The organism is Streptomyces sp. BL1 (assembly GCF_057628045.1).
Window position 1 is genome coordinate 5298739 of sequence record NZ_JBXYWZ010000002.1, and the last position, 22126, is coordinate 5320864.

20 protein-coding genes and 1 riboswitch are annotated in these 22126 nt (G+C 71.4%); of the genes, 8 read left to right on the forward strand and 12 right to left on the reverse strand.

What is annotated here, in order from left to right; genetic code table 11:
• Positions 1–84: 84 nt before the first annotated feature.
• Positions 85–1467: a glycine--tRNA ligase gene (locus AC3AGO_RS23250; RefSeq protein ID WP_487822161.1), complete on the forward strand. Its 1383-nt coding sequence runs from the start codon at positions 85–87 to the stop codon at positions 1465–1467.
• A 99-nt stretch (positions 1468–1566) separates the two neighbouring features.
• Here AC3AGO_RS23250 and AC3AGO_RS23255 read toward each other — a convergent pair whose 3' ends face one another.
• The gene (locus AC3AGO_RS23255) at positions 1567–3051 is read right to left on the reverse strand and encodes an MFS transporter (protein ID WP_487822162.1); all 1485 of its coding nucleotides are present in this window, start codon (positions 3049–3051) and stop codon (positions 1567–1569) included.
• Positions 3052–3154: 103 nt separating this feature from the next.
• Between AC3AGO_RS23255 and AC3AGO_RS23260 the strand changes: the two genes are divergently transcribed.
• Positions 3155–4036, forward strand: a complete 882-nt coding sequence (locus tag AC3AGO_RS23260; RefSeq protein WP_487822163.1) for a helix-turn-helix transcriptional regulator — start codon at positions 3155–3157, stop codon at positions 4034–4036.
• 137 nt (positions 4037–4173) lie between these two features.
• Positions 4174–5310 (forward strand): tRNA dihydrouridine synthase DusB, encoded by a 1137-nt coding sequence (gene dusB / locus AC3AGO_RS23265; RefSeq protein WP_487822164.1) that lies wholly within the window; start codon positions 4174–4176, stop codon positions 5308–5310.
• Positions 5311–5388: 78 nt separating this feature from the next.
• Here dusB and AC3AGO_RS23270 read toward each other — a convergent pair whose 3' ends face one another.
• Positions 5389–5622 carry a hypothetical protein gene (locus AC3AGO_RS23270; protein ID WP_487822165.1) on the reverse strand — a complete coding sequence of 78 codons (234 nt, stop codon included), beginning with the start codon at positions 5620–5622 and terminating at the stop codon, positions 5389–5391.
• A gap of 306 nt (positions 5623–5928) precedes the next feature.
• On the opposite strand from AC3AGO_RS23270, the gene AC3AGO_RS23275 reads away from it, so the two are divergent.
• Positions 5929–6930: an alpha/beta fold hydrolase gene (locus tag AC3AGO_RS23275; protein ID WP_487822166.1), complete on the forward strand. Its 1002-nt coding sequence runs from the start codon at positions 5929–5931 to the stop codon at positions 6928–6930.
• A gap of 14 nt (positions 6931–6944) precedes the next feature.
• Here AC3AGO_RS23275 and AC3AGO_RS23280 read toward each other — a convergent pair whose 3' ends face one another.
• On the reverse strand, positions 6945–7349 hold the full coding sequence (locus AC3AGO_RS23280; protein WP_487822167.1) for an ATP-binding protein: 405 nt from the start codon (positions 7347–7349) through the stop codon (positions 6945–6947).
• An 89-nt stretch (positions 7350–7438) separates the two neighbouring features.
• Here AC3AGO_RS23280 and AC3AGO_RS23285 point away from each other — a divergent pair, with 89 nt between their 5' ends.
• The 3 genes from AC3AGO_RS23285 to AC3AGO_RS23295 all read left to right on the forward strand — a co-directional run bounded on the left by AC3AGO_RS23285 (position 7439) and on the right by AC3AGO_RS23295 (position 9064).
• Positions 7439–8284 (forward strand): helix-turn-helix domain-containing protein, encoded by an 846-nt coding sequence (locus AC3AGO_RS23285; protein WP_487822168.1) that lies wholly within the window; start codon positions 7439–7441, stop codon positions 8282–8284.
• On the forward strand, positions 8247–8516 hold the full coding sequence (locus tag AC3AGO_RS23290) for a DUF397 domain-containing protein (RefSeq protein ID WP_487822169.1): 270 nt from the start codon (positions 8247–8249) through the stop codon (positions 8514–8516). The genes AC3AGO_RS23285 and AC3AGO_RS23290 overlap by 38 nt, the downstream gene beginning before the upstream one ends.
• Positions 8517–8623: 107 nt before the next feature.
• Positions 8624–9064, forward strand: a complete 441-nt coding sequence (locus AC3AGO_RS23295) for an anthrone oxygenase family protein (protein WP_487824778.1) — start codon at positions 8624–8626, stop codon at positions 9062–9064.
• Positions 9065–9090: 26 nt separating this feature from the next.
• Here AC3AGO_RS23295 and AC3AGO_RS23300 read toward each other — a convergent pair whose 3' ends face one another.
• A complete protein-coding gene (locus tag AC3AGO_RS23300; RefSeq protein WP_487822170.1) occupies positions 9091–9483 on the reverse strand; it encodes a hypothetical protein in 393 nt (130 codons plus the stop codon).
• 598 nt (positions 9484–10081) lie between these two features.
• On the opposite strand from AC3AGO_RS23300, the gene ppdK reads away from it, so the two are divergent.
• On the forward strand, positions 10082–12835 hold the full coding sequence (gene ppdK / locus AC3AGO_RS23305) for a pyruvate, phosphate dikinase (RefSeq protein WP_487822171.1): 2754 nt from the start codon (positions 10082–10084) through the stop codon (positions 12833–12835).
• 240 nt (positions 12836–13075) lie between these two features.
• On the opposite strand, the gene AC3AGO_RS23310 is transcribed toward ppdK, so the two are convergent.
• From AC3AGO_RS23310 to AC3AGO_RS23345, 8 genes are all read right to left on the reverse strand, one after another.
• Positions 13076–14326 (reverse strand): transglycosylase family protein, encoded by a 1251-nt coding sequence (locus tag AC3AGO_RS23310; RefSeq protein WP_487822172.1) that lies wholly within the window; start codon positions 14324–14326, stop codon positions 13076–13078.
• Between the two features lie 8 nt (positions 14327–14334).
• A riboswitch (cyclic di-AMP (ydaO/yuaA leader) is annotated at positions 14335–14530 on the reverse strand.
• Between the two features lie 485 nt (positions 14531–15015).
• Complete coding sequence (locus AC3AGO_RS23315; RefSeq protein WP_487822173.1) at positions 15016–15801, reverse strand: response regulator; 786 nt, start codon at positions 15799–15801, stop codon at positions 15016–15018.
• 83 nt (positions 15802–15884) lie between these two features.
• A complete protein-coding gene (locus AC3AGO_RS23320) occupies positions 15885–16802 on the reverse strand; it encodes an oxidoreductase (RefSeq protein WP_487822174.1) in 918 nt (305 codons plus the stop codon).
• A 93-nt stretch (positions 16803–16895) separates the two neighbouring features.
• Positions 16896–18068 (reverse strand): bifunctional 3-oxoadipate enol-lactonase/4-carboxymuconolactone decarboxylase PcaDC, encoded by a 1173-nt coding sequence (gene pcaDC / locus AC3AGO_RS23325; RefSeq protein WP_487822175.1) that lies wholly within the window; start codon positions 18066–18068, stop codon positions 16896–16898.
• A 31-nt stretch (positions 18069–18099) separates the two neighbouring features.
• Positions 18100–19569, reverse strand: a complete 1470-nt coding sequence (pcaB, locus tag AC3AGO_RS23330; RefSeq protein ID WP_487822176.1) for a 3-carboxy-cis,cis-muconate cycloisomerase — start codon at positions 19567–19569, stop codon at positions 18100–18102.
• A complete protein-coding gene (pcaG, locus tag AC3AGO_RS23335) occupies positions 19556–20152 on the reverse strand; it encodes a protocatechuate 3,4-dioxygenase subunit alpha (RefSeq protein ID WP_487822177.1) in 597 nt (198 codons plus the stop codon). The genes pcaB and pcaG overlap by 14 nt, the downstream gene beginning before the upstream one ends.
• Positions 20152–20922, reverse strand: a complete 771-nt coding sequence (gene pcaH, locus AC3AGO_RS23340) for a protocatechuate 3,4-dioxygenase subunit beta (protein WP_487822178.1) — start codon at positions 20920–20922, stop codon at positions 20152–20154. Before pcaH ends, pcaG begins: the two co-directional genes overlap by 1 nt.
• A 13-nt stretch (positions 20923–20935) precedes the next feature.
• Complete coding sequence (locus AC3AGO_RS23345; RefSeq protein WP_487822179.1) at positions 20936–22126, reverse strand: thiolase family protein; 1191 nt, start codon at positions 22124–22126, stop codon at positions 20936–20938.

A 22126-nucleotide genomic window follows, 5' to 3' on the forward strand; every position in this document is an offset into this window, starting at 1 on the left:
GTCCGAGGGGAGAACCGATTTGATTCAGGCCCCTCAGTGCTCGGTAATCTGAGGTATTCCGTCGTCGTTGATGAAGAGAGCACCGTGGCCGCCGACAAGATCGACACCATCGTCAGCCTGAGCAAGCGCCGAGGCTTCGTCTATCCCTGCAGCGAGATCTACGGTGGTCAGCGCGCCGCCTGGGACTACGGGCCGCTCGGTGTGGAGCTCAAGGAGAACATCAAGCGCCAGTGGTGGCGCTCCATGGTCACCTCCCGCGACGATGTGGTCGGCATCGACTCCTCGGTGATCCTCGCCCCCCAGGTGTGGGAGGCGTCCGGTCACGTGGCGACCTTCACCGACCCGCTGACCGAATGCACCTCCTGTCACAAGCGGTTCCGCGCGGACCACTTGGAGGAGGCGTACGAGGCCAAGCACGGCAAGCTGCCCGCCAACGGCCTCGCCGACCTCAACTGCCCGCACTGCGGCAACAAGGGCGCCTTCACCGAGCCCAAGCAGTTCTCCGGCCTGCTCTCCACCTTCCTCGGCCCGGTCCAGGACGAGGGCTCGCGCACCTACCTGCGCCCCGAGACGGCACAGGGCATCTTCACCAACTTCGCGCAGGTGCAGCAGACTTCGCGCAAGAAGCCGCCGTTCGGCATCGCCCAGCAGGGCAAGTCCTTCCGGAACGAGATCACTCCGGGCAACTTCATCTTCCGGACCCGCGAGTTCGAGCAGATGGAGATGGAGTTCTTCGTCAAGCCGGGCGAGGACGAGGAGTGGCACGAGTACTGGATGCAGGAGCGCTGGAACTGGTACCGCGACCTCGGCATCCGCGAGGAGAACATCCGCTGGTACGAGCACCCGAAGGAGAAGCTCTCCCACTACTCGAAGCGCACCGCCGACATCGAGTACCGCTTCAACTTCGGCGGCAGTGAGTTCTCCGAGCTCGAAGGCGTCGCGAACCGCACCGACTTCGACCTCACCGCGCACTCCAAGGCGTCCGGCCACGACCTGTCGTACTTCGACCAGGAGGCCGGCGAGCGCTGGGTGCCGTACGTGATCGAGCCCGCGGCCGGTCTGAACCGCGCCATGCTGGCCTTCATGCTCGACGCCTACATCGAGGACGAAGCCCCCAACGCCAAGGGCAAGATGGAGAAGCGCACCGTGATGCGCCTCGACCCGCGGCTGTCCCCGATCAAGGTCGCGGTGCTGCCGCTGTCCCGCAACGAGAAGCTGTCGCCGAAGGCGCGCGGTCTCTCCGAGGCGCTGCGCAGGCACTGGAACATCGACTTCGACGACGCGGGCGCCATCGGCCGCCGCTACCGCCGCCAGGACGAGATCGGCACCCCGTTCTGCGTCACCGTCGACTTCGACACCCTCGACGACAACGCGGTCACCGTCCGAGAGCGCGACACCATGAAGCAGGAGCGCGTCTCCCTCGACCAGATCGAGGCCTACCTGGGCGCCCGCCTCCTGGGCTGCTGACCCGCAACTCGCTTGCGCAGAGGCCCGGTTCCGACGGACGCCGTCGGAACCGGGCCTCTGCGCGTGTGTGGTGAGGGCGGGCCGGCAGCCGCCCCGCCCTCACAGGGCCCGGGGCAGGCGCAGGCCCATCGCCGCCATTCCGGCCAGGCCCGCCACGTGCACGGCGAGTACTGCGAGCAGCGCGTCGCGCATCCCCACGGCCGGGATCAGCGCCAGGAACAGCGAGCCGAGGGTCGCGATCCCCAGGGCCAGGCAGGCCTGCTGTGTCGTGGCCGCGAGTCCGCTGCCGGCGCCGGCCCGGTCGGCGGGGACCGCCGCCAGCACGAGCCGGAAGTACATGGGGACTTGGAGGCCGAGGCCCAGACCGGTCACGGCGAGCCCCGGTGCGAGCAGCAGCGCGTCGAGGCGCGGCCAGTACGCCAGCGCGGCCAGCCCGACGAGGACGAGCCCGGCGCCCTGGAGCGCGGCGCTGAGGACCACGACGCGGCTGCCGAGGCGTTCCGCGAGCCGGGGCGCGAGGAGCGAGGACACGAACTGCGGCAGCCCCATGGGGACGAGGGTCAGACCGGCCGCGAGGGGCCCGTACCGCAGGCCCTGCTGGAGCGTCACCGCGATGACGAACATCCAGGCGCTGAAGCCCAGGAAGATCGGCAGCCCGAGTGCGAGGCCCCTGCGGACGCCCGGCTCGCGCAGCAGCGACGGCGGCAGCAGCGGGCTGCCGCCCCGGCGTTCCTCGCGGCGCTCCGTCGCGAGGAACGCCCAGCCGAGGAAGGGCGCCGCGATGAGCAGCGCCACCGACCAGAGCGGCCAGCCCGCGGCGCGGCCCTCCGTCAGCGGCAGCAGCAGCGCGGTGAGCGCGGCGGCGAGGAGCAGCACCCCTGCCGTGTCGCCGCGGGCCGGCCGCGGGGAGCGGCTGTCGGGTACGGAGCGCATGGCGAGCAGCAGGGCCGCCACCACCACGGGCACGTTGACCAGGAAGATCGCGCGCCATCCGGTGCCCGCCACATCGGCGGCGACCAGTACCCCGCCGAGCACCTGGCCGAGGACGCCCGCGATCCCGCCGAGCGAGCCGTACAGGCTGAGCGCGCGGGCGCGCCGGGGGCCGCGCGTGGTCGCGTGGATGGTCGCCAGCACCTGCGGCAGCATCAGCGCGGACGCGGCGCCCTGCGCGGCCCGCGCGGCCACCAGCCACCAGGCGCCGGGCGCGAGTCCGCAGGCCAGCGAGGTGACACCGAAGGCGGCCACGCCCCACAGGAAGAGCCGGCGGCGACCGTACGTGTCGCCGAGCCGGCCGCCGAGGACGAGCAGCACGGCGTACGCCACGGCGTAGCCCGCGACGACCATTTCGAGGGTGGCGGGGGAGGCGCGCAGATCGCGTTCGATGCTGGGCAGGGCGACGTTGACGATGAAGAAGTCGAGCATGGGCAGGGCCGCGCCGAGTAGCACGGTCAGCAGCCCGAGCGGGCCGAGGACCGGTGCGGAGTCCGGTGCGGGAGCTGTTTCCGCCGGGCCCGTGGCGGCGGGGGTGTGCGGTGTACGTGATGAAGTGCCGTGAGTCGTCACGGTGTTGATATTGGGGCTCATGGAGTACGACGGTCGTCGAACTCTCAGCCTGGTACCAGACAGTCTTCATCCTGGTACCGGGAGCACCTGGAACCAGGGTGGGCTCCTGCCGCACCCTGGAGGCATGACGACGACAGTTCCCGGGTCCGCGGCCCCGCCGGCCGCATCACCGGCGCCCCGCGCCGACGGCGACGGGGCGCGGCGGCGTGAGCTGGCCGCGTTCCTGCGCAGCCGCCGGGAGCGGATCGCGCCCGAGCGGGTGGGGCTGCCGCGCGGACAGCGGCGCCGTACGCCGGGGCTGCGCCGCGAGGAGGTCGCGCACCTCTCGGCGGTCGGCGTCACCTGGTACACGTGGCTGGAGCAGGGGCGGGACATCCGGGTCTCGGTGCAGGTGCTGGACGCGCTGGCGCGGGCGCTGCTGCTGGACCGGGGCGAGCGGGAGCACCTGTTCGCGCTGGCGGGGGCGCCGGACCCGCTGCCGGACGCGGAGTGCCCGATGGTGTCGGACTCGGCGCGGCTGCTGCTGCGGGAGCTGGAGCCGCTGCCGGCCGTCGTGGCGAACGCCCGCTACGACATGCTGGCCGCCAACGGCCCGCACGCGCGGGTCTTCGGCGACATCGAGCGGATGCCTCCCGAGGACCGCAACTGCCTGTGGCTGCTGCTGACGGACCCGTACTGGCACGCCCTCTTCCTGGACCGGGACGAGATGCTGCGCGACCAGATCGCCAAGTTCCGCGGGGCGATGGCGGAGCACGTGGACGACCCGGTGTGGAAGGCGGCGCTGCGGCGGCTGGAGGAGGGGTCGCCGGAATTCCGGGAGCTGTGGCGGGAGTTCGAGGTGGCGCGCCCCGCGCCGCACGTCAAGCGGTACGAGCATCCGCGCGCGGGCCGGCTCCGGCTGGAGAGCCGCAGCCTCTGGCTGAGCCCGCATCCGAACGCACACCGCATCGTCACGTTCGTCCCGGCGGACGAGGAGACCCGGCACCGGCTGGAGTGCTTGCGCTGACAAGGGGCGCGGGGAACGGCGCACGACAAGGGGCGCGGGGAACGGCGCAAACCACCCACAGGGCTGGGGGACAATAGGAGGTCGGCCCCCTTGCCCGGCCCCGAACCGGCCCGCCCCGAACAGGAGGAACGCACGCGATGACCCAGGCGCTGCAGATCGGCACCCACCGTGTCCAGCCCCCCGTGGTGCTGGCGCCGATGGCGGGAATCACGAACGCGCCGTTCCGGTCGCTGTGCCGGGAGCACTCGGGCGGCAAGGGTCTGTTCGTCAGCGAGATGATCACCACGCGCGCGCTGGTCGAGCGGAACGAGAAGACCATGCAGCTCGTGCACTTCGACGAGACCGAGCGGCCGCGCTCGATCCAGCTGTACGGCGTGGACCCGGTCACCGTCGGCAAGGCGGCCCGGATGATCGCCGACGAGGACATGGCCGACCACATCGACCTCAACTTCGGCTGCCCTGTGCCGAAGGTGACCCGGAAGGGCGGCGGCAGCGCCCTCCCGTACAAGCGGCCCCTGCTGCGCGCCATCCTGCACGAGGCGGTGAACAACGCGGGCGGGCTGCCGGTGACGATGAAGATGCGCAAGGGCATCGACGACGACCATCTGACGTTCCTGGACGCCGGCCGGATCGCCGTCGACGAGGGCGTCACCGCGATCGCGCTGCACGGGCGTACGGCGGCGCAGCACTATGGCGGGACCGCCGACTGGTCGGCGATCGCCGCGCTCAAGGAGGCCGTCCCGGAGATCCCCGTACTGGGCAACGGCGACATCTGGTCGGCGGACGACGCGCTGCGGATGGTGTGCGAGACGGGCTGCGACGGCGTCGTGGTGGGCCGCGGCTGCCTGGGGCGGCCGTGGCTGTTCGGCGATCTGGTGGCGGCCTTCGAGGGGCGGCCCGAGCGGGCCGAGCCGGAGCTGCGGGAGGTCGCGGACGTGATGGTGCGGCACGCGCAGCTGCTCGGCGAGTGGCTGGGCGACGAGGCGCGCGGCGTCATCGACTTCCGCAAGCACGTCGCCTGGTACACGAAGGGTTTCTCCGTCGGCTCGGAGATGCGGAAGAAGCTCGCCGTGGCCTCGTCGCTCACCGAACTGCGGGCGCTGCTGGACCAGTTGGACCTGGACCAGCCGTGGCCGGCGGCGGGCGCGGACGGCCCCCGCGGGCGTACGCACAGCCGCAACAAGGTCGTCCTCCCGGACGGCTGGCTGGACGACCCCAACGACTGCGCGGACGGCGTCACAGCCGACGCAGAACTGTCCACCTCCGGCGGCTGACCCGCGCGCGGGCGGGCCGCGAGGCCGGCCGCCCGCGGGACTGCGGCGGACGGACGGCCGTGCGGCGGGCCGCCGGTGCTACGCGTGGTCGTACAGCCGGGTGTGGCCTTTCACCCGGGCGCAGTGCGCGCAACAGAAGAACTGGCCGTCGGCCTGCAGGCCGTGGCCGAGGATGCGGCACTGGCAGTTGTCGCACACCGGCGCCAGCTTCTGGCTGGCGCACTCGAAGCTGTCGAAGGTGTGCGACATGCCGGCCGTGATCACCTCGAAGGACATCTCATAGTCGTTGCCGCAGACTTCGCATTCCGCCATGTCGGTACTCCTGCCGAATCAGTGGGTCCGTTCCGCCGGTGCGCCCTGTGCGCGGTCCGGCGCTCGGGGCAGCATCCAGCACGCGGCACCGGGTACCCCGGCGGCCGGGCGGGCGTACCCGAGGACGGGGTACGGGATTCCCCCGTTCAGACCGTCGGAGCCCGCCGCCGGCGGGGCGTTGGCGAAGCGGCGCGTCACCGCGGTCCTTCACCGGGCGTTACGTCCCGCCACACCGGACTGTCGTACGGGCGGCGTACGCTCGTTCCCGAGTGCCGGCAAGGTCCGGCCACGACCAGGGGAGGGCACGTGACCGGCGCAGAGCTGCAAAACGTCCAGCACCGCGAGATCGACGTCAACGGCGTACGGCTGCACATAGCCGAACAGGGGCCCGAGGACGGCCCGTTGGTCGTGCTGCTGCACGGCTTCCCGGAGAGCTGGTACTCGTGGCGGCACCAGTTCGGCCCGCTCGCCGCGGCGGGGTACCGCGTCGTCGCCCCCGACCAGCGCGGCTACGCCCGCAGTGAGCAGCCCGAGGACATCGGCGCGTACACGATGCTGCATCTGACCGGTGACGTCATCGGTCTGATCCACGCGCTCGGCCGGGAGCACGCCGTGGTCGTCGGCCACGACTGGGGCGCGCCGGTCGCCTGGACCACGGCCATGCTGCGGCCGGACGTCGTACGGGGCGTCGTGGGGCTCAGCGTGCCGGCGCCGCTGCGCGGAAGCACGCCTCCCACGGAGGCGATGCGCCAGGCCGCCGGCGACGACTTCTACATCCTGCGGTTCCAGGAACCCGGCGTCGCCGACGCCGAGTTGGCCCGCGACCTGACGTCCACGTTCCGGCGGCTGCTGGTCGGCGCCTCGGGCGACAGCCCGTTCACCGATCCGGTCCGGCCGTGGATCGCCCCCGAGGGCCTCGGGGTGCTCGAAGCCATCCCCGAGCCGGACAAGCTGCCCGCGTGGCTCACCGAGGAGGACGTCGCCGCGTTCGTCGCCGACTACGCGCGGCACGGCGAGCACGCCTTCACCGGCGGCCTCAACTGGTACCGCAACTTCGACCGCAACTGGGAGCTCACCGCGCCCCTCCAGGGCCGCCGCGTCGAGGTCCCCGCGCTGTACGTCCTCGGCGACCGCGACCTCGTCACCTTCACCGGCCTCGACAACGTGCTGCGCGGCGCCGCGCACATGGCCCCGGACGTGCGGCACCAAGTCCTGCCCGGCTGCGGCCACTGGACCCAGCAGGAGCGCCCCCAGGAAGTCAACGAGGCCCTCCTGGACTTCTTCGCCGGCCTCCCGGCCCGCGACTGACGGTCCCCGACACCTCATGCTTCCACCTCGCACCACACCGTCTTGCCGGTGCGGTGCGGGGTGACGCCCCAGGCGTCCGTCATCAGACCGACCAGAGCGAGCCCCCGGCCGCAGGTGTCCAGCAGGTCCGCGGCGGCCGGTTCGGGGAGCTCGGGTGACCGGTCGTACACCTCGACCCGTACGCCGTGCAGCGTGCGGATCACCGTGCAGGCGCACCACGCGTCCGGCACGTGCCGGTACACGTTGGTCAGCAGTTCGCTGACGGCCAGCGTCACCGGCTCGGCCAGGTACGGGAGTTCCCACATGCGGAGGTAGCGCCGCACCGCCTTCCGCATGAAGAGGGGCGAGTGCTCGCCGAGCGTGAGTTCTACGTGGAACCGGTACGGCGAGTGATTGAGGGGGGTTTCATGCACAGCCACGGGACGAGGATGTGTCCACGTGGCTACGCTGAGCCATGGCGTGAAATCAACTGCGTGCAGGGCTTAACTGGTTGAGCAAGGGAGCTCCCGTGGCCAACATCAAGAAGCTTGACCCGGGAGCCTCGCCGCTCCACTACTTCGGCGCGGAACTCCGCTGGTGGAGAAACCGCGCCGGGCTCACGTTGGACCAGCTCGGCGGCAAGCTGTTCCTCACGGGCGCGCTGATCAGCCAGTTCGAGACTGCCGTCAGGGTGCCGCGCGACGAGCACGTGCCGCGGCTCGACGACGCGGTGGGCGCGGACGGCGCGCTGCTGCGCGCGTGGGAGCTGGTGAGGCGGCAACCGTTGCCGTACAAGCTTCGGCAGGTCTCCGAAATCGAGTCAACGGCCAAGAAGATCCGCGCATTTCAGCCGCAGCTGGTGCACGGCTTGCTCCAAACAGAAGGGTATGCGCGAGCGGTACTCGGAGTCCTGGGGCAGGAGAACGTGGACGGACAGGTCGCGGCCCGGCTCGCTCGGCAGCGCATGCTGGAGTGGGACGAAACGCCGTTGCTTTGGCTGATCCTCGGCGAAGGAGTGCTGCATCAGGAGATTGGCGGCCGAGAGGTCATGCGAAATCAATTGACCCACCTGTTGAGTTACTGGCCCAGCCGGAGGGTGGGTATCCAAGTGCTGCCATTTCGTGCCGGGGCGCACGCCGGGCTGCCAGGAGCGTTCTCTCTCTACTCCTACGAGGACCAACCCACGCTCGCGTACGTCGAGTCGTATGGACGGGTCGACGTGACGGCCGAACTGCAGCATGTTGAGGAACGGGTGCACCGTTACGATCTTTTGAGAGCAAACGCCTTGTCCCTGCAGGACTCGGCGGAGCTCATCGGCCGTGTCATGGAGGAGCGCTATGGACACCGACCTGGGGCAGACCCGTCCTTGGCGTAAGTCGAGTTACAGCGACGACGAAGGCGGCGAATGCGTCGAGTGCGCCACGCTCGGCGCCGCCGCATGGCGTAAGTCGAGCTACAGCGCCGACAAGAGCGGCGAGTGCGTCGAGGTCGGCATGCCGCGCGCCAGCGCGACTGTTGCCGTACGCGACTCCAAGGACCCCGACAGGGGTCACCTCACGTTCCCCGCAGCGGCGTTCACGGAGTTCATCCGTACCGTCGCGGGGTGAGGCGGGGCCAACCGGCGCCCCGCGATGCGCTCTTGACGGGCCCTCGGGGCCCGGCTAGCTTGCGCTGACCTGGTGCGTGGCCGGGGGAGGGGGCCGGGCGCGTGGAGATGCTCGCGGCGATCGCGGTGGTGCTGGCCACTCTGACCACAGGGATGACGGCGGGACTGTTCGGGGCGTTCTCGTACGCCGTGATGCCGGGGCTGAGGCGGGCCGAGGACCGGGCGTTCGTCGACGTGATGCGGCACATCAACAGGGCGATCCTGAACGGGTGGTTCCTGTCCTGCTATCTGGGCGCGTTCGTGTTCACGGTCGTCGCCGCCGTGCTGCACATCGGGGATCCCGCGCTGGTGTGGATCCTTCCCGCACTGCCCCTGTACCTGGGGACGTTCGTCATCACGGCCATCGTGAACGTGCCGCTGAACAACCAGCTGGAGCGGGAGGGCGACCGGGCCGCTTTCGAGAGCCGCTGGGTCCTCTGGAACATCGTGCGGACGGTCACGACGGTGCTCGCGTTCCTCAGTCTGATCGCCGCCCTTCTGGAGACCTGAGGGTCAACCGGGCGCCCGACGTCCCGTCACACCCTGCGCGCCGTACGCCGGTTGGAGAGCCAGACGCCGGTCAGGGTCGCGGCGCTCGCCAGCAGCGCGGGGAACAGGCGGAGGTCGCCCCCGGAGAAGGACAGGAAGCCGTACACCAGGTACAGGCTGGACGACACCAGGATCGCCGGTTCCATGTTGGGCGCGGGGGAGCGCTGGCGCGGGTGCCAGTGGAAGGCCAGGGCCGCGAGGGGGACGAGGGCGAGGGCGTTCCACTCCCAGGCGCGGAGCGGGAACACGGGGGCGCCGTTCTCGTCGCGGACGAGCTGGACGAGGACGATGTGCAGCAGCGCGAGGCCGAGTGCCGCCGCGACGACGCCCGTCACGAGCCGTGCCCGGCGTGCTTCCGGCCGTACGTCCTTGCCCGTCATCTCCGCTGCCCCTCCGCCTCCTCCGCCGGCCCGTGATCAGCGGTCAGGCTAGCGGCCGGTACGGGCCCCGTACGGTCCCGGCACGCTCGGGCGGGGCGACACGCGGCGCGCACGTCTGGCACCGGGTGCCGGGCGAGCGGGCGGAATCCTCGAAGACGTGCCCGCGTAGGGGCAGTTCGCCATCTCGTGTCCGGTATCCGGCGTATGCGCCTCCCATCAGAGTGTCCGCATTCTGGAATGCAGGCACCCTGTGCCGCGTGATGCTCACCACTCTGATCAGAGGTGTGCTCAGATGAGCGCTCACCTGTGATCTGCACATCTCCAAGGAGCGGGGTGGGACTTTACCGAGCCTTGGTTCGTGGTGTGAACGATCAACTTCCCTTTTCGTGCTGTTCATCCGTTTTGCCGCACGGGATCGTGGAGACGCGTATTCGAGAGATGGACATCAACCTCCGTCCCCCGTAAGCCCGCTGTGACTTTCGATCATTGGGCGAGTGCGGGTTACAGCCGTGTGACGTGCTGCTGGACGTACCTCAAAGCCTTTGATCTGGGTACGCTCCCCGCCGTCAGGGCAACCGTCCACGAGGAGCCGAGTCCGGTGGCCGTTCACGCAGAGAACGCAAAGAACGCATCCAGCGCGGCGCACAACGCCAGTGCGGATAAGCGGAAGTTCGTCTACGACTTCACGGAGGGCAACAGGAACCTCAAGGACCTCCTCGGCGGGAAGGGGGCCAACCTCGCCGAGATGACCAACCTCGGTCTCCCCGTCCCTCCGGGGTTCACGATCACGACCGAGGCCTGCAAGGTCTACCTGGAGTCCGGGGACGAACCCCCGGCCCTGCGTGAGCAGGTGGGCGCGCAGCTGGCCGCGCTGGAAACGAAGATGGGCAAGAAGCTCGGGCAGGCCGACGACCCGCTGCTGGTGTCCGTCCGCTCCGGCGCGAAGTTCTCCATGCCCGGGATGATGGACACCGTCCTCAACATCGGGCTCTCCGACGAGTCGGTGAACGGGCTCGCGCGGCAGTCCGGCGACGAGCGCTTCGCCTGGGACTCGTACCGCCGGCTCATCCAGATGTTCGGCGACACCGTCCTCGGCATCGAGGGCGAGCTGTTCGCCGAGGCGCTGGACGAGGCCAAGCGGGAGGAGGGCGCGGTCAGCGACGTCGACCTGACCTCCGCTCATCTGCGCGGCCTGGTCGAGCAGTTCAAGGCGATCGTGCTCAAGGAGACCGGGCGGGAGTTCCCGCAGGACCCGCGCGAGCAGATGGACCTCGCCGTACGGGCGGTCTTCGACTCGTGGAACGGCGACCGTGCGCGGCTCTACCGCCGCCAGGAGCGCATCCCCTCCGACCTGGGCACCGCCGTCAACATCTGCTCCATGGTGTTCGGCAACCTCGGTCCGGACTCCGGCACCGGCGTCGCCTTCACCCGCGACCCGGCCAGCGGCCACCAGGGCGTGTACGGCGACTACTTGCAGAACGCGCAGGGCGAGGACGTCGTCGCCGGCATCCGCAACACCGTGCCGCTCGCCGACCTCGAACAGCTCGACAAGAAGTCCTACGACGAGCTGATGCACATCATGGAGACCCTGGAGACGCACTACAGGGACCTGTGCGACATCGAGTTCACCATCGAGCGCGGCAAGCTGTGGATGCTGCAGACCCGCGTCGGCAAGCGCACCGCCGCTGCCGCCTTCCGGATCGCCACCCAGCTCGTCGACCAGGGCCTGATCGACGAGGCCGAGGCCCTGCAGCGGGTCAACGGGGCGCAGCTCGCGCAGCTGATGTTCCCCCGCTTCGACAGCAACGGCGGCCTCAGCGGCGAGGGCATCGCGCAGATCGGCCGGGGCATCGCCGCCTCGCCGGGCGCCGCGGTCGGCAAGGCGGTCTTCGACTCGTACACCGCCGTGAAGTGGTCGCGCTCCGGTGAGCGGGTCATCCTCATCCGCCGCGAGACCAACCCGGACGACCTCGACGGCATGATCGCCGCCGAGGGCATCCTGACCTCGCGCGGCGGCAAGACCTCGCACGCGGCCGTCGTCGCCCGCGGCATGGGCAAGACCGCCGTGTGCGGTGCGGAGGAGCTCGAAGTCGACACCAAGCGGCGGCGGATGACCGCGCCGGGCGGCACCGTGATCGACGAGGGCGACGTCGTGTCCATCGACGGCTCGACGGGCAAGGTGTACGCGGGCGAGGTCCCGGTCGTGCCGTCGCCGGTCGTCGAATACTTCGAGGGCCGTACGCACGCGGGCGCCGGCGACGAACTGGTGCAGGCCGTGCACCGGATCATGTCGTACGCCGACCGGAAGCGCCGGCTGTCCGTGCGGGCCAACGCCGACAACGCGGAAGACGCCTCCCGCGCACGGCGGTTCGGCGCGCAGGGCATCGGCCTGTGCCGCACCGAGCACATGTTCCTCGGCGAGCGGCGCGAACTGGTCGAGCGGCTCATCCTCGCCGACACCGGCGAGGAGCGCGACGAGGCGCTGAACGCGCTGCTGCCGCAGCAGAAGGGCGACTTCGTCGAGCTGTTCGAGTCGATGGACGGGCTGCCCGTGACGGTGCGTCTCCTCGACCCGCCGCTGCACGAGTTCCTGCCCGACATCACCGAGCTGTCGGTGCGCGTCGCGCTCGCCGAGTCCCGCGAGGACGCCAACGAGAACGACCTGCGGCTCCTCCAGGCCGTGCACCGGCTGCACGAGCAGAACCCGATGCTGGGCCTGCGCGGCGTACGCCTCGGGCTGGTCATCCCGGGCCTGTTCAGCATGCAGGTACGGGCCATCGCGGAGGCCGCCGCCGAGCGGAAGGCCGCCAACGGCGACCCCCGCGCGGAGATCATGATCCCGCTGGTGGGCACCGTGCAGGAGCTGGAGATCGTCCGCGAGGAGGCCGAGGCCGTCATCGCGGAGACCGAGCAGAAGTACGGGGTGGAGCTGGGCCTCTCGCTCGGCACCATGATCGAGCTGCCCCGGGCCGCGCTGACGGCCGGTCAGATCGCGGAGTCCGCCGACTTCTTCTCCTTCGGCACGAACGACCTCACCCAGACCGTGTGGGGCTTCAGCCGGGACGACGTGGAGGCCAGCTTCTTCACCGCCTACCTGGAGAAGGGCATCTTCGGCGTCTCCCCGTTCGAGACCATCGACAAGGACGGCGTCGGCGCGCTCGTACGGAACGCCGCGGAGGCGGGCCGGGCCACCCGGCCCGACCTGAAGCTCGGCGTGTGCGGCGAACACGGTGGCGACCCCGACTCGGTGCACTTCTTCCACGAGGTGGGGCTCGACTACGTGTCCTGCTCGCCGTTCCGGATCCCCGTGGCGCGACTGGAGGCCGGGCGCGCCGCCGCCAACGACGACTGACCATCCCGGGGCGCGCTCAGCGCGCCGGCTTCCGGGCCCTCACGCCGCGCACCACCCTCACCGGCGGCGCCGGGCCCGGGGCCCCGGAGGGGGCGGCACCTTGTGCGGAGGTGCCGCCCCCTCAGTTTTTGTTCCGGGGTGGCGCGGGCCCCAACGGCCGGATGCCCGGCACCCCTTGAGGGAGTGCCGGGCATCCGGTGCTCAGACCCTTGCGCCACCGTGTGGCTGCTGCGAGACGGCTCAGATGTTGATGCCGTGCTGCTGCATGTAGGCGACCGGGTCGATGTCGCTGCCGTACTCGGGGCCGGTGCGGACCTCGAAGTGCAGGTGCGGGCCGGTGGTGTTGCCGGTGTTGCCGGAGACGGCGATCTGGTCGCCGGCGCCGACCTTCTGGCCGGCCTGCACGGTGGCCGAGGTGAGGTGGCCGTACTGGGTGTACTTGCCGTCCTCGCCCTTGATGACGACCTCGTTGCCGTAGGCGCCGCCGTTGCCGGTCTTCACGACGGTGCCGTTGGTGACGGCCTTCACCGGCGTACCGGAGTCGGCGGTGAAGTCGACACCGGTGTGGCTGCCGCTGGACCAGCTGCCGCCGGACGCCTTGTAGGGCGTGCTGGTCTGGCTGTTCACGGGCTTCACGTAGTCGCCCTGGGCGCTCTTGGCGGCGGAGGCCTTCTGCTGGGCCTGCTGCTCGGCCTTCTCGGCGGCCTTCTTCGCCTGGTCGGCCTTGTCCGCGGCAGACGGGGCCTGCTGCGAGGCGCCGCCCTGCGGGGTGGCGCCGGAGTCACCGGAGCCGCCCTTCAGGTCGAGCTTCTGACCCGGGAAGATGACGTTGGCGTCCTTGCCGATGGTCTGCTTGTTGTCCTGGTACAGCTTCTGCCAGCCGCCCTGGACGCCCTTCGCGTCGGCGATCTTGCCGAGCGTGTCACCGGTGACGACCTTGTACGCGGTCGTGCCGGCGTTCTGCGGGGTGTAGTCCTGCTTGGGCTCGGACTTCTGCTGCTGCGGCTTCTCCTGCTGCTGCGGCTTCGCGTCGCTCTGCTGCTGGGACTTCTGCTGGTCCTGCTGCTGCGAGGACTTGTCGGAGGAGAACTGCGGCTCACCGCTGTTCTGGCTCAGACCGGCCTTGGGGCCGCAGTTCGGCCAGGCGCTGGGGCCCTGCTCGGCCAGCACCTTCTCGGCAATCTTGATCTGCTGTTCCTTGCTGGCCTCGCCGGCGCTCGGCGCGTACTTCGTACCGCCGTGGGCCTGCCAGGTCTGCGAGTCGAACTGCAGACCGCCCGAGTAACCGTTGCCCGTGTTGATGGACCAGTCGCCGCCGGACTCGCACTGGGCGACCTTGTCCCACGTGCTCACCGGCGCGGCCTGGGCATTGCCCGCGCCGAGCAGCGGAAGCGCGATGCCCGCGCCGCCGGCGGTCAGCGCCAGCGAGATACGGGCCATGCGGCGGGTCTGCTGACGGCTGTTGCGAGCGCGCTCAGAGATAGTGGCCATAAAGCTTCTTCGTTCCTCTCCTGCGCCTGCGAGGTGAGCTGTCGGATTCGGGCTGGAGATGCCCGGCCATTCGTGAAAGCGCTCCTTGACGCTTTCCACGGGATGGCTTCACCCCAAGCCGTTGCCTGCACCGATCGGGTGCGGGCACGGCACTTACCTGGTTCCCCCGCTCCTGCCGCCCTGTGAGTCGTGTGTATCCGCGAGACCGGGCGGCAGGATTAGGCGTCCCGGTCACGGAGCCGCCGCATGGGACGTGCGGTGGCGGCATGAACAGTAAGCAGACGAAATTCGCCATCACAAGGAACTGGACAGATCAGGGCACGTGTACAGATCCCCTACATTCCGTGGCCGGAGTTGATCTACCCGCCAACTCCCGTTGCCGTGTGGGGAGTTGAGGAGGCCCGTCTGACATGAACGCCGAACAATGGCGGAAACGGCGGCCGTTCTTGTGACCCGACTCACCGAGTTCCTGTGGTTTGGGTCACTGAATTACAAGATTCGATCTTGTGGCGTACGGCATTCGGGGGAAGATCAATGCGGAAAACGATCAGCACGCGCGGGAGGGAAAGTGACTGCCGTCACGGATGGCTGATCCGGCGCCAGTTCCCCGGAGAGCGGCGGCAGTACGACGCGCCGTACTTTCCAGAAATCCGTGAAATCCGGGAGGGTTTCTGCAGGGGCGGAAAAGGTCAGTCCGTACGGCCGGTGCCGGGCACCGCTGTGTCCGGGGAGGAGGCCGAAGGGGAAGAAGAAGCCGCGCCGTCCGGGTGATAGCGGCGCTCCGGCCGGCCCGTCGTGCCGTACCGCAGCGTGACCCGGGCACTGCCCGTGGCCACGAAGTGCTCCAGATAGCGGCGGGCGCTCACCCGGGACAGGCCGCTGCGCTCCGCGCACTCCGAGGCCGACACCCCCGCCCCGTCCTGGCACGCGTCGAGCGTGGCCCGCACCAGTTCGGAGGTCTGTTCCGTCAGCCCTTTCGGCAGCGGCCTGCGGTGTCCGCCGGCGTCCTGGCCGGCGTTCTGCGAGCCGGCGAAGATCCGGTCCACGTCGTCCTGGCCCGGAGCGGACAGCGAGGCCAGCTCGCGGCGCCGCTCCGCGTACCGCCGCAGCCGCTCCTGGAGCAGCTGCGGTTCGAACGGCTTGATGATGTACTGCACCGCCCCGCCGCGCTGGGCGCCCCGTACGGTCTCCGCGTCCCGGGCGGCGGTGACCACCAGCACGTCCGGGCCGTCCTCGGGGGCGCCGTCGCCGCGCAGGCCGCGCAGCACCTCCAGGCCGGGAACGTCGGGCAGATAGATGTCCAACAGGACCAGATCCGGCTGCAGTTCACGGAAGAGCGAGAGGGCCTCGGTGCCGTTGTGCGCGACGCCCGCGACGGTGAAGCCCGGGACGCGCTCGACGAGAGTGCTGTGCAGCCGCGCGACCATGAAGTCGTCGTCGACGACCAGTACGCGGACAGCGGGCCTCTCGTTCATGCGCGCCACCGTAGCGCACGGGTCACGACGGGCTGTATGCCACGTCACACGTGCCGGCCGGGCCCGGCCGGCGGGGGCCGGGCTCAGAGCGCGCCGTAGCCGACCCCGGTGAGGTGCTCGGACGCGGCCCACAGCCGTTCGCCCGCCGTGTCGTTGAGGGTCCACGGTGCGCGCCACGAGGGGGCGGGACCGCCGCGGACGCCGAGGATGCGCGGCCCCGCGAAGGAGTCGCCGGGCAGCCCGGGCTCCGTCGCCGCGTACAGCACGGGCGCCGCGCCCAGCTGCGCCGAGGAGGCGACCAGGCTGTTGCCCGCCTGCATCACCCGCTCGGTGAACGGGCGGCCCGCCATCCGCGCGCCCTTCGTCTGCAATTCGGTCGCCGAGTACCCGGGGTGTGCGGCGGTGGCCGTCAGGTCCAGGCCCTTGCGGCCCGCGCGGCGGGCGAGTTCGTGCACGAAGAGCAGGTTCGCCGTCTTGGAGGCGCCGTAGGCCGTCCAGCGGCGGTAGCGGCGCTCGCTGTTGAGGTCGCCCATGTCGATGTTGGCCAGCAGGTGCATGAGGCTGGACACCGTCACGACACGGGCGCCGGGCGCGGCCAGCAGCCGCTCCAGCAGCAGCCCCGTGAGGGCGAAATGGCCGAGGTGATTCACCCCGAACTGCATCTCGAAACCGTCCGCCGTGCGGGCGTACGGAACGGCCATCAGGCCCGCGTTGTTCACCAGCGTGTCCACGCGGTCGTACGGGAGGGAGTCCGCGAACGCGCGGACCGACGCCAGGTCGGCGAGGTCGAGCGGGCGGAACTCCACGTCCGCCTCCGGGACTTCGCGCCGCAGCCGCGCCGCGGCGTCCTCGCCGCGCTCCGTGCTGCGGCAGGCGAGAACGACGCGCGCGCCGCGGCGCGCGAGCTCCCGGGACGTGATGTAGCCGAGGCCGCTGTTGGCTCCGGTCACGACGACGGTGCGGTCGGCCTGCGGGGGGATGTTGCGCGCGGTCCAGCCCATGCGGCCAGCGTAATCGCGAACACGCCGGTTGGGCAGTACGCGCCCCGCGCCCGCGCCCAAGAAGCGGGGGGCATTGCCCCCGCTTTCGCCGGATTACCCGTCGAGGTCGTCGAAGACCTTTTGGGCTGTGGCGAAGGCCGAGTTGGCTGCCGGGACGCCGCAGTAGACCGCGGACTGGAGGAGGACGTCGCCGATCTGGTCGCGGGTGAGGCCGTTGCGCAGGGCCGCGCGTACGTGCATCGCCAGCTCGCTGTAGTGGCCGTGCGCCACCAGCGCGGTGAGCGTCACGCAGCTGCGCTGCTTGCGGTCCAGAGCGTCGCCCGTCCAGATCTCGCCCCACGCGTAGCGGGTGATGAAGTCCTGGAAGCGGGCGGTGAATTCGGTGGTGCGGGACACCGCGCGGTCCACGTGCGCGTCGCCGAGCACGGCCCGTCGTACCTCCATGCCCGCACGGTGCCGCGCGCCGTCGTCCGCGGGCGCGGACGCGTCGCCGAAGTGGGCCAGCAGCGCGGCGGTGACCGCCTCGGGACGTTCCGCGCCGGCGAGGTGCGCCGCGCCGGGGAGCTCCGTGAGGGCCGCGCCGGGGATGCCGTCCGCGATCTCCCGCGCGTGCGACGGCGGCGTCGCGGGGTCGTCGCGGCCCGCCACGACGAGGACCGGCGCCCCGATGCGGGACAGTTCGCCCCGCAGGTCGTACGCGGCGAGCGCCTCGCAGCAGGCCGCGTACCCCTCCGCGTCGACGGCCCGCAGGTCCTCGATCAGGGCCGCGCCGCGCTCCGTCTTCTCGAAGCCCGGCGCGAACCACGTGCCGGGCCGGCTGGCGACCATGGCCTCGGTGCCGTCGGCCCGCACGGACGCGGCACGCGCCCGCCAGGTGTCCGGGTCGCCGAACCGGGCCGAGGAGCAGACGACGGCCAGCGACGCGACCCGCTCCGGGTGGTGCGCCGCGAGGTACAGGCCGACGGCACCGCCGAGGGACACCCCGGCGTACGCGAACCGGTCCCAGCCCTGCGCGTCGGCCAGCCGCAGTACCTGCGCGGCGAGGTCGCCGACGGTCGCCGAGCCGTCGGTGGGGAGCACGCCGGAGGGTGAACTCCCGTGCCCCGGAAGGTCCCAGCGCAGCACCCGGTGGGCGCGGGTGAGCGCGGGCAGCTGGGGTTCCCAGAGGGCGAGGGAGGTGCCGAGGGACGGGCCGAGGATCAGCGGGGTGCCGTCGGCGGGGCCGTCCAGGCGGTGGTGGGGGAGGGGTGCGGCGGTGCCGGCCATCGTGGGTGGTCTCCGATGCGTGGGTGTCGGGTCAGCCGTCGTGTCCCGCCGCGGGCGGTGCGGGCCGGGCGGGCTGTGCGGAATGCGGGGCGCGTGGGGTGCGGCGCAGCGCGCGGTCGGTGAGGACGGGGGCGCTGCCCACGTACCGCGCGGGGTCGGTGAGTTCGCGCAGCCGCTCCTTGCCGAGCAGGGAGCGGAGTTCGGGCTCGGCCTCCTCCAGGGCCTCGTCGAGGGCGATGCCCTCGTCGCGGGCGGTCCGGGACGCGCTGGTGAGCAGGTCCTTGGCGCGGGCCCTGCCGAGCAGCGGGCCGAGTTCGGCGGCGATGCGTTCGCTGACGATGAGCCCCTCGGTCAGCGCGAGGTGTTCCTCCATGCGGTAGGGGAACACCTGGAGCCCCTGCGCGAGTTCGGCCGCGGCGCGGGCGGCTCCTCCGGCGAGGCGGAGCAGTTCGCGCAGCGGCTGCCACTCGGCGTGCCAGGCGCCGCCGGGGCGTTCGTCCTCGGCGGCGAGGGACTGCTGGAGGGTGGCGGCGAGCGCCGGGGCCTGCCGCGCGGCGGAGGAAATGAGCGTGGCCCGTACGGGGTTGCTCTTGTGCGGCATGGCGGAGGAGCCGCCGCCGCTTCCCTCGCCGACCTCGCCGACCTCCGTACGGGACAGCACGAGGACGTCGGCGGCCGGCTTGCCGAGCGCGCCGCAGACGAAGGCGAGCGCGGAGCCGAGACCGGCCACGGGAGTGCGCAGGGTGTGCCACGGCAACTCGGGTTCGGCCAGGCCGGTTTCCCGCGCGTACGCGCGCAGCAGCGCGATGCCGGTGTCCTCGGCCGGGGCGTCCCCGGCCGCCGTGGCCGCTTCCCCGGCGGCCCGCGCGTGGGCGCCGAACGCGGCCAGCGTGCCCGCCGCGCCGCCCAGTTGGGCGGGGAGCGCGGCCCGTACGTCGGTCAGCCGGTCGTGCGCGTCGAGGACCATGCTGCGCCAGCCCGCGGCCTTCAGCCCGAAGGTGGTGGGCACCGCGTGCTGGGTCAGGGTGCGGCCCGGCATGGCGGTGGCCCGGTGCTCCTCGGCCAGGCCCGCGAGCGCGGCGGCGGCCGACTCCAGGTCGGTGAGGATGCCGTCCAGGGTGCGCGCCGCCATCAGCATGAGGGCTGTGTCGACGATGTCCTGGCTGGTGGCGCCCCGGTGTACGTACGGGCCCGCCTCGTCGCCGGCGGCCGCGGTCAGGTCGGCGACCAGCGGGATCACCGGATTCCCGCCGGAGCGGGCCCGCAGCGCGAGGTCGCGGGCATCGAAGCGGTCCGCGCGGGCCGCGGCCGTCACGGCCTCGGCGGCGGACGGCGGAGCCAGGCCGAGGTTCGCCTGCGCACGGGTCAGCGCGGCCTCGGCGTCGAGCATGGCCTGGAGGAACGCCGTGTCGTCGGTGGCCTGTTCGGCCTCCGAGCCCGCGCGTACGGGGGACAGCAGTCCCGCGTCCCCCGTACGCGCGGCCGGATCAGTGGAAGTCAAGGAAGACCGTCTCCCCTTCGCCTTGCAGCCGGATGTCGAAACGGTACGAGCCGTGCGGCTCGGCCGCGGCAACCAGCGTCTCGCGCTGATGCGGCGCGAGCGAGGCGAACAGCGGGTCCGTGGCATGTGCCTCGGTGTGCTCGGGGAAGTAGATCCGGGTGAACAGGTGGTGCAGCAGGCCGCGCGCGAACACGCAGACGCTGATGTACGGGGCGTGACCGGGGCGCGCGCCCGGTACGAGCGTGCGCGCCGCCCAGCTGCCGTCGGCGTCGGTGGCGATCCGGCCGAAGCCGGTGAAGTCCACGCCGTTCCGGCCGAGATGACCGCCCGTCACCGGATCGCGGCGCAGCGAGCCCGGAGCGCCGGACAGGTCGCCCCCGTCGTCGGCCTGCCACAGTTCGATCAGCGCGTCCGGCACCGGGTTCCCGGCGCCGTCGTACACGCCGCCGTGCACCGTGACGGCGTCCGCGCGCCCCGCAGGGGCCATGTCGCCGCCGCCGGGGAACGGCAGCGCGTACCCGTAGAAGGGGCCCACCGTGTGCGAGGGCGTGGGGCCCAGGGGAGTGGAGTCGGTGGCGGTCATCAGCGGCCTTCCTCGATCCAGGTGGCGGACGGGCCGTCGAGCACGATGTCCCAGCGGTAGCCCAGCGAGAACTCGGCCTGCGACAGGTCGTGGTCGTACTGGGCGACCAGGCGCTGCCGGGCCGAGTCGTCGGTGACCGACTGCAGGATGGGGTCGTACGCGAACAGCGGGTCGTTCGGGAAGTACATCTGTGTCACGAGGCGCTGCGTGAACGCGCTGCCGAACAGCGAGAAGTGGATGTGCGCCGGCCGCCAGGCGTTGTGGTGGTTGCGCCACGGGTACGCGCCCGGCTTGATCGTGGTGAAGCTGTAGCTGCCGTCGTCGCCGGTCAGCACGCGCCCCACACCGGTGAAGTTGGGGTCGAGCGGCGCAGGGTGCTGGTCGCGCAGGTGCGCGTACCGGCCCGACGCGTTGGCCTGCCACAGCTCGATCAACTGACCGCGTACAGGACGGCCGTCGCTGTCGAGCAGTTTGCCCGACACGGTGATCCGTTCGCCCAGCGGTTCGCCTGTGTGCTGGCGCGTCAGATCGTGGTCGATCTCCGTGACGTCGGTCGAGCCGAACACCGGGGTGTGCAGTTCGACGGTCTCCGGGTCGCCCCCGTTGACGGCCACGAGGGGCTGCTTGGGGTACCGGAGGGCGCTGCTGCGGTACGGCGCGTAGTCGCGGGGCGGATGGTCGGCGGCGGGTGCGCCGGCCGCACGGGATTTCTCGTACGCCTCGCGCAGGTCGGCGACCTCGCGGTCGATGTCGTGCTGGCTGAGTGTCATGACGTTTCCGCTCCTACCGTTCCAGGACGAGGGCGAGGCCCTGGCCGACGCCGATGCACAGGGAGGCGACTCCGGTGCCGGAGCCCTTGGCCGCGAGCTGGTGGGCCACCGCGCCGGTCAGCCGTGCGCCGGACATGCCGAGCGGGTGGCCGATGGCGATGGCGCCGCCGCGCGGGTTGACGATCTGCGGGTCCAGCTCGGGCAGTTCGGCCAGGCAGCCGAGGGACTGCGCGGCGAACGCCTCGTTCAGTTCGACCGTCTCCAGGTCGCCGAAGCCCTTGCCGGCCTTCCGCAGCGCGCGCTGGATCGCCTCGACGGGGCCGAGTCCGAAGTAGCGCGGCTCCAGCGCGGTCACGGCGGACGCGCTGATGCGGGCGAGGGGTTCGCGCCCGGTGGCCTTCAGGCCCTCCTCGTTCACGAGCAGCAGCGCGGACGCACCGTCGTTCAGGGGCGAGGAGTTGGCGGCGGTGACGGTGCCGTCCTTGCGGAAGACCGTCTTCAGTTTTGCCAGCGACTCGGGGGTGCCGCCCTCGCGCACCGTCTCGTCGCGCTCCAGCTCGGCCCCTTCGTACTGCAGGACCTCGGCGTCGTACAGGCCGTCCTGCCAGGCGCGGGCCGCCTTCTCGTGGCTGGCCAGTGCGAAGGCGTCCTGCTGTGCGCGGGTGATGCCGTGCTTGTCGGCGATGAGTTCGGCGCCCTCGCCGAGGGAGACGGTCCACTCGGGCCGCATCCGCTCGTTGACCATGCGCCAGCCGAGCGTGGTGGAGTGCATCTGCGGGGCCGCGGCCGGGAAGGCGCGCTCCGGCTTGGGCACCACCCAGGGGGCGCGGCTCATCGACTCGACGCCGCCGGCGATGGCGATGTCGGCGTCGCCGAGCGCGAGGGCACGGGCCGACTGGATGACGGCCTCCATGCCGGAAGCGCACAGCCTGTTGACGGTCGCGCCGGGCACCGACTCGGGGAGTCCGGCCAGCAGGACGGCCATGCGGGCGACGTCGCGGTTCTCCTCGCCGGCGCCGTTGGCGTTGCCGAACAGCACGTCGTCGACGCGTGCCGGGTCCAGCTGGGGGGTGCGGTCCACGAGACCGCGGACGACGTGTGCGGCCAGGTCGTCGGGGCGTACGGCGGACAGTCCGCCGCCGTATTTGCCGACCGGGGTCCGTACGGCGTCGACGATGTACACATCGCGTACTTGCCGGCTCAT

What these genes read in the sequence shown, in the direction of transcription:
- AC3AGO_RS23255 (WP_487822162.1), bottom strand. Translation starts at nt 3,051, where the DNA reads ATGAGCCCCAATATCAACACCGTGACGACTCACGGCACTTCATCACGT.
- AC3AGO_RS23260 (WP_487822163.1), top strand. Translation starts at nt 3,155, where the DNA reads ATGACGACGACAGTTCCCGGGTCCGCGGCCCCGCCGGCCGCATCACCG.
- dusB (WP_487822164.1), top strand. Translation starts at nt 4,174, where the DNA reads ATGACCCAGGCGCTGCAGATCGGCACCCACCGTGTCCAGCCCCCCGTG.
- AC3AGO_RS23270 (WP_487822165.1), bottom strand. Translation starts at nt 5,622, where the DNA reads ATGGCGGAATGCGAAGTCTGCGGCAACGACTATGAGATGTCCTTCGAG.
- AC3AGO_RS23290 (WP_487822169.1), top strand. Translation starts at nt 8,247, where the DNA reads ATGGACACCGACCTGGGGCAGACCCGTCCTTGGCGTAAGTCGAGTTAC.
- AC3AGO_RS23295 (WP_487824778.1), top strand. Translation starts at nt 8,624, where the DNA reads ATGCTCGCGGCGATCGCGGTGGTGCTGGCCACTCTGACCACAGGGATG.
- AC3AGO_RS23300 (WP_487822170.1), bottom strand. Translation starts at nt 9,483, where the DNA reads ATGACGGGCAAGGACGTACGGCCGGAAGCACGCCGGGCACGGCTCGTG.
- AC3AGO_RS23310 (WP_487822172.1), bottom strand. Translation starts at nt 14,326, where the DNA reads ATGGCCACTATCTCTGAGCGCGCTCGCAACAGCCGTCAGCAGACCCGC.
- AC3AGO_RS23315 (WP_487822173.1), bottom strand. Translation starts at nt 15,801, where the DNA reads ATGAACGAGAGGCCCGCTGTCCGCGTACTGGTCGTCGACGACGACTTC.
- AC3AGO_RS23320 (WP_487822174.1), bottom strand. Translation starts at nt 16,802, where the DNA reads ATGGGCTGGACCGCGCGCAACATCCCCCCGCAGGCCGACCGCACCGTC.
- pcaDC (WP_487822175.1), bottom strand. Translation starts at nt 18,068, where the DNA reads ATGGCCGGCACCGCCGCACCCCTCCCCCACCACCGCCTGGACGGCCCC.
- pcaG (WP_487822177.1), bottom strand. Translation starts at nt 20,152, where the DNA reads ATGACCGCCACCGACTCCACTCCCCTGGGCCCCACGCCCTCGCACACG.
- pcaH (WP_487822178.1), bottom strand. Translation starts at nt 20,922, where the DNA reads ATGACACTCAGCCAGCACGACATCGACCGCGAGGTCGCCGACCTGCGC.
- AC3AGO_RS23345 (WP_487822179.1), bottom strand. Translation starts at nt 22,126, where the DNA reads ATGAGCCGGCAAGTACGCGATGTGTACATCGTCGACGCCGTACGGACC.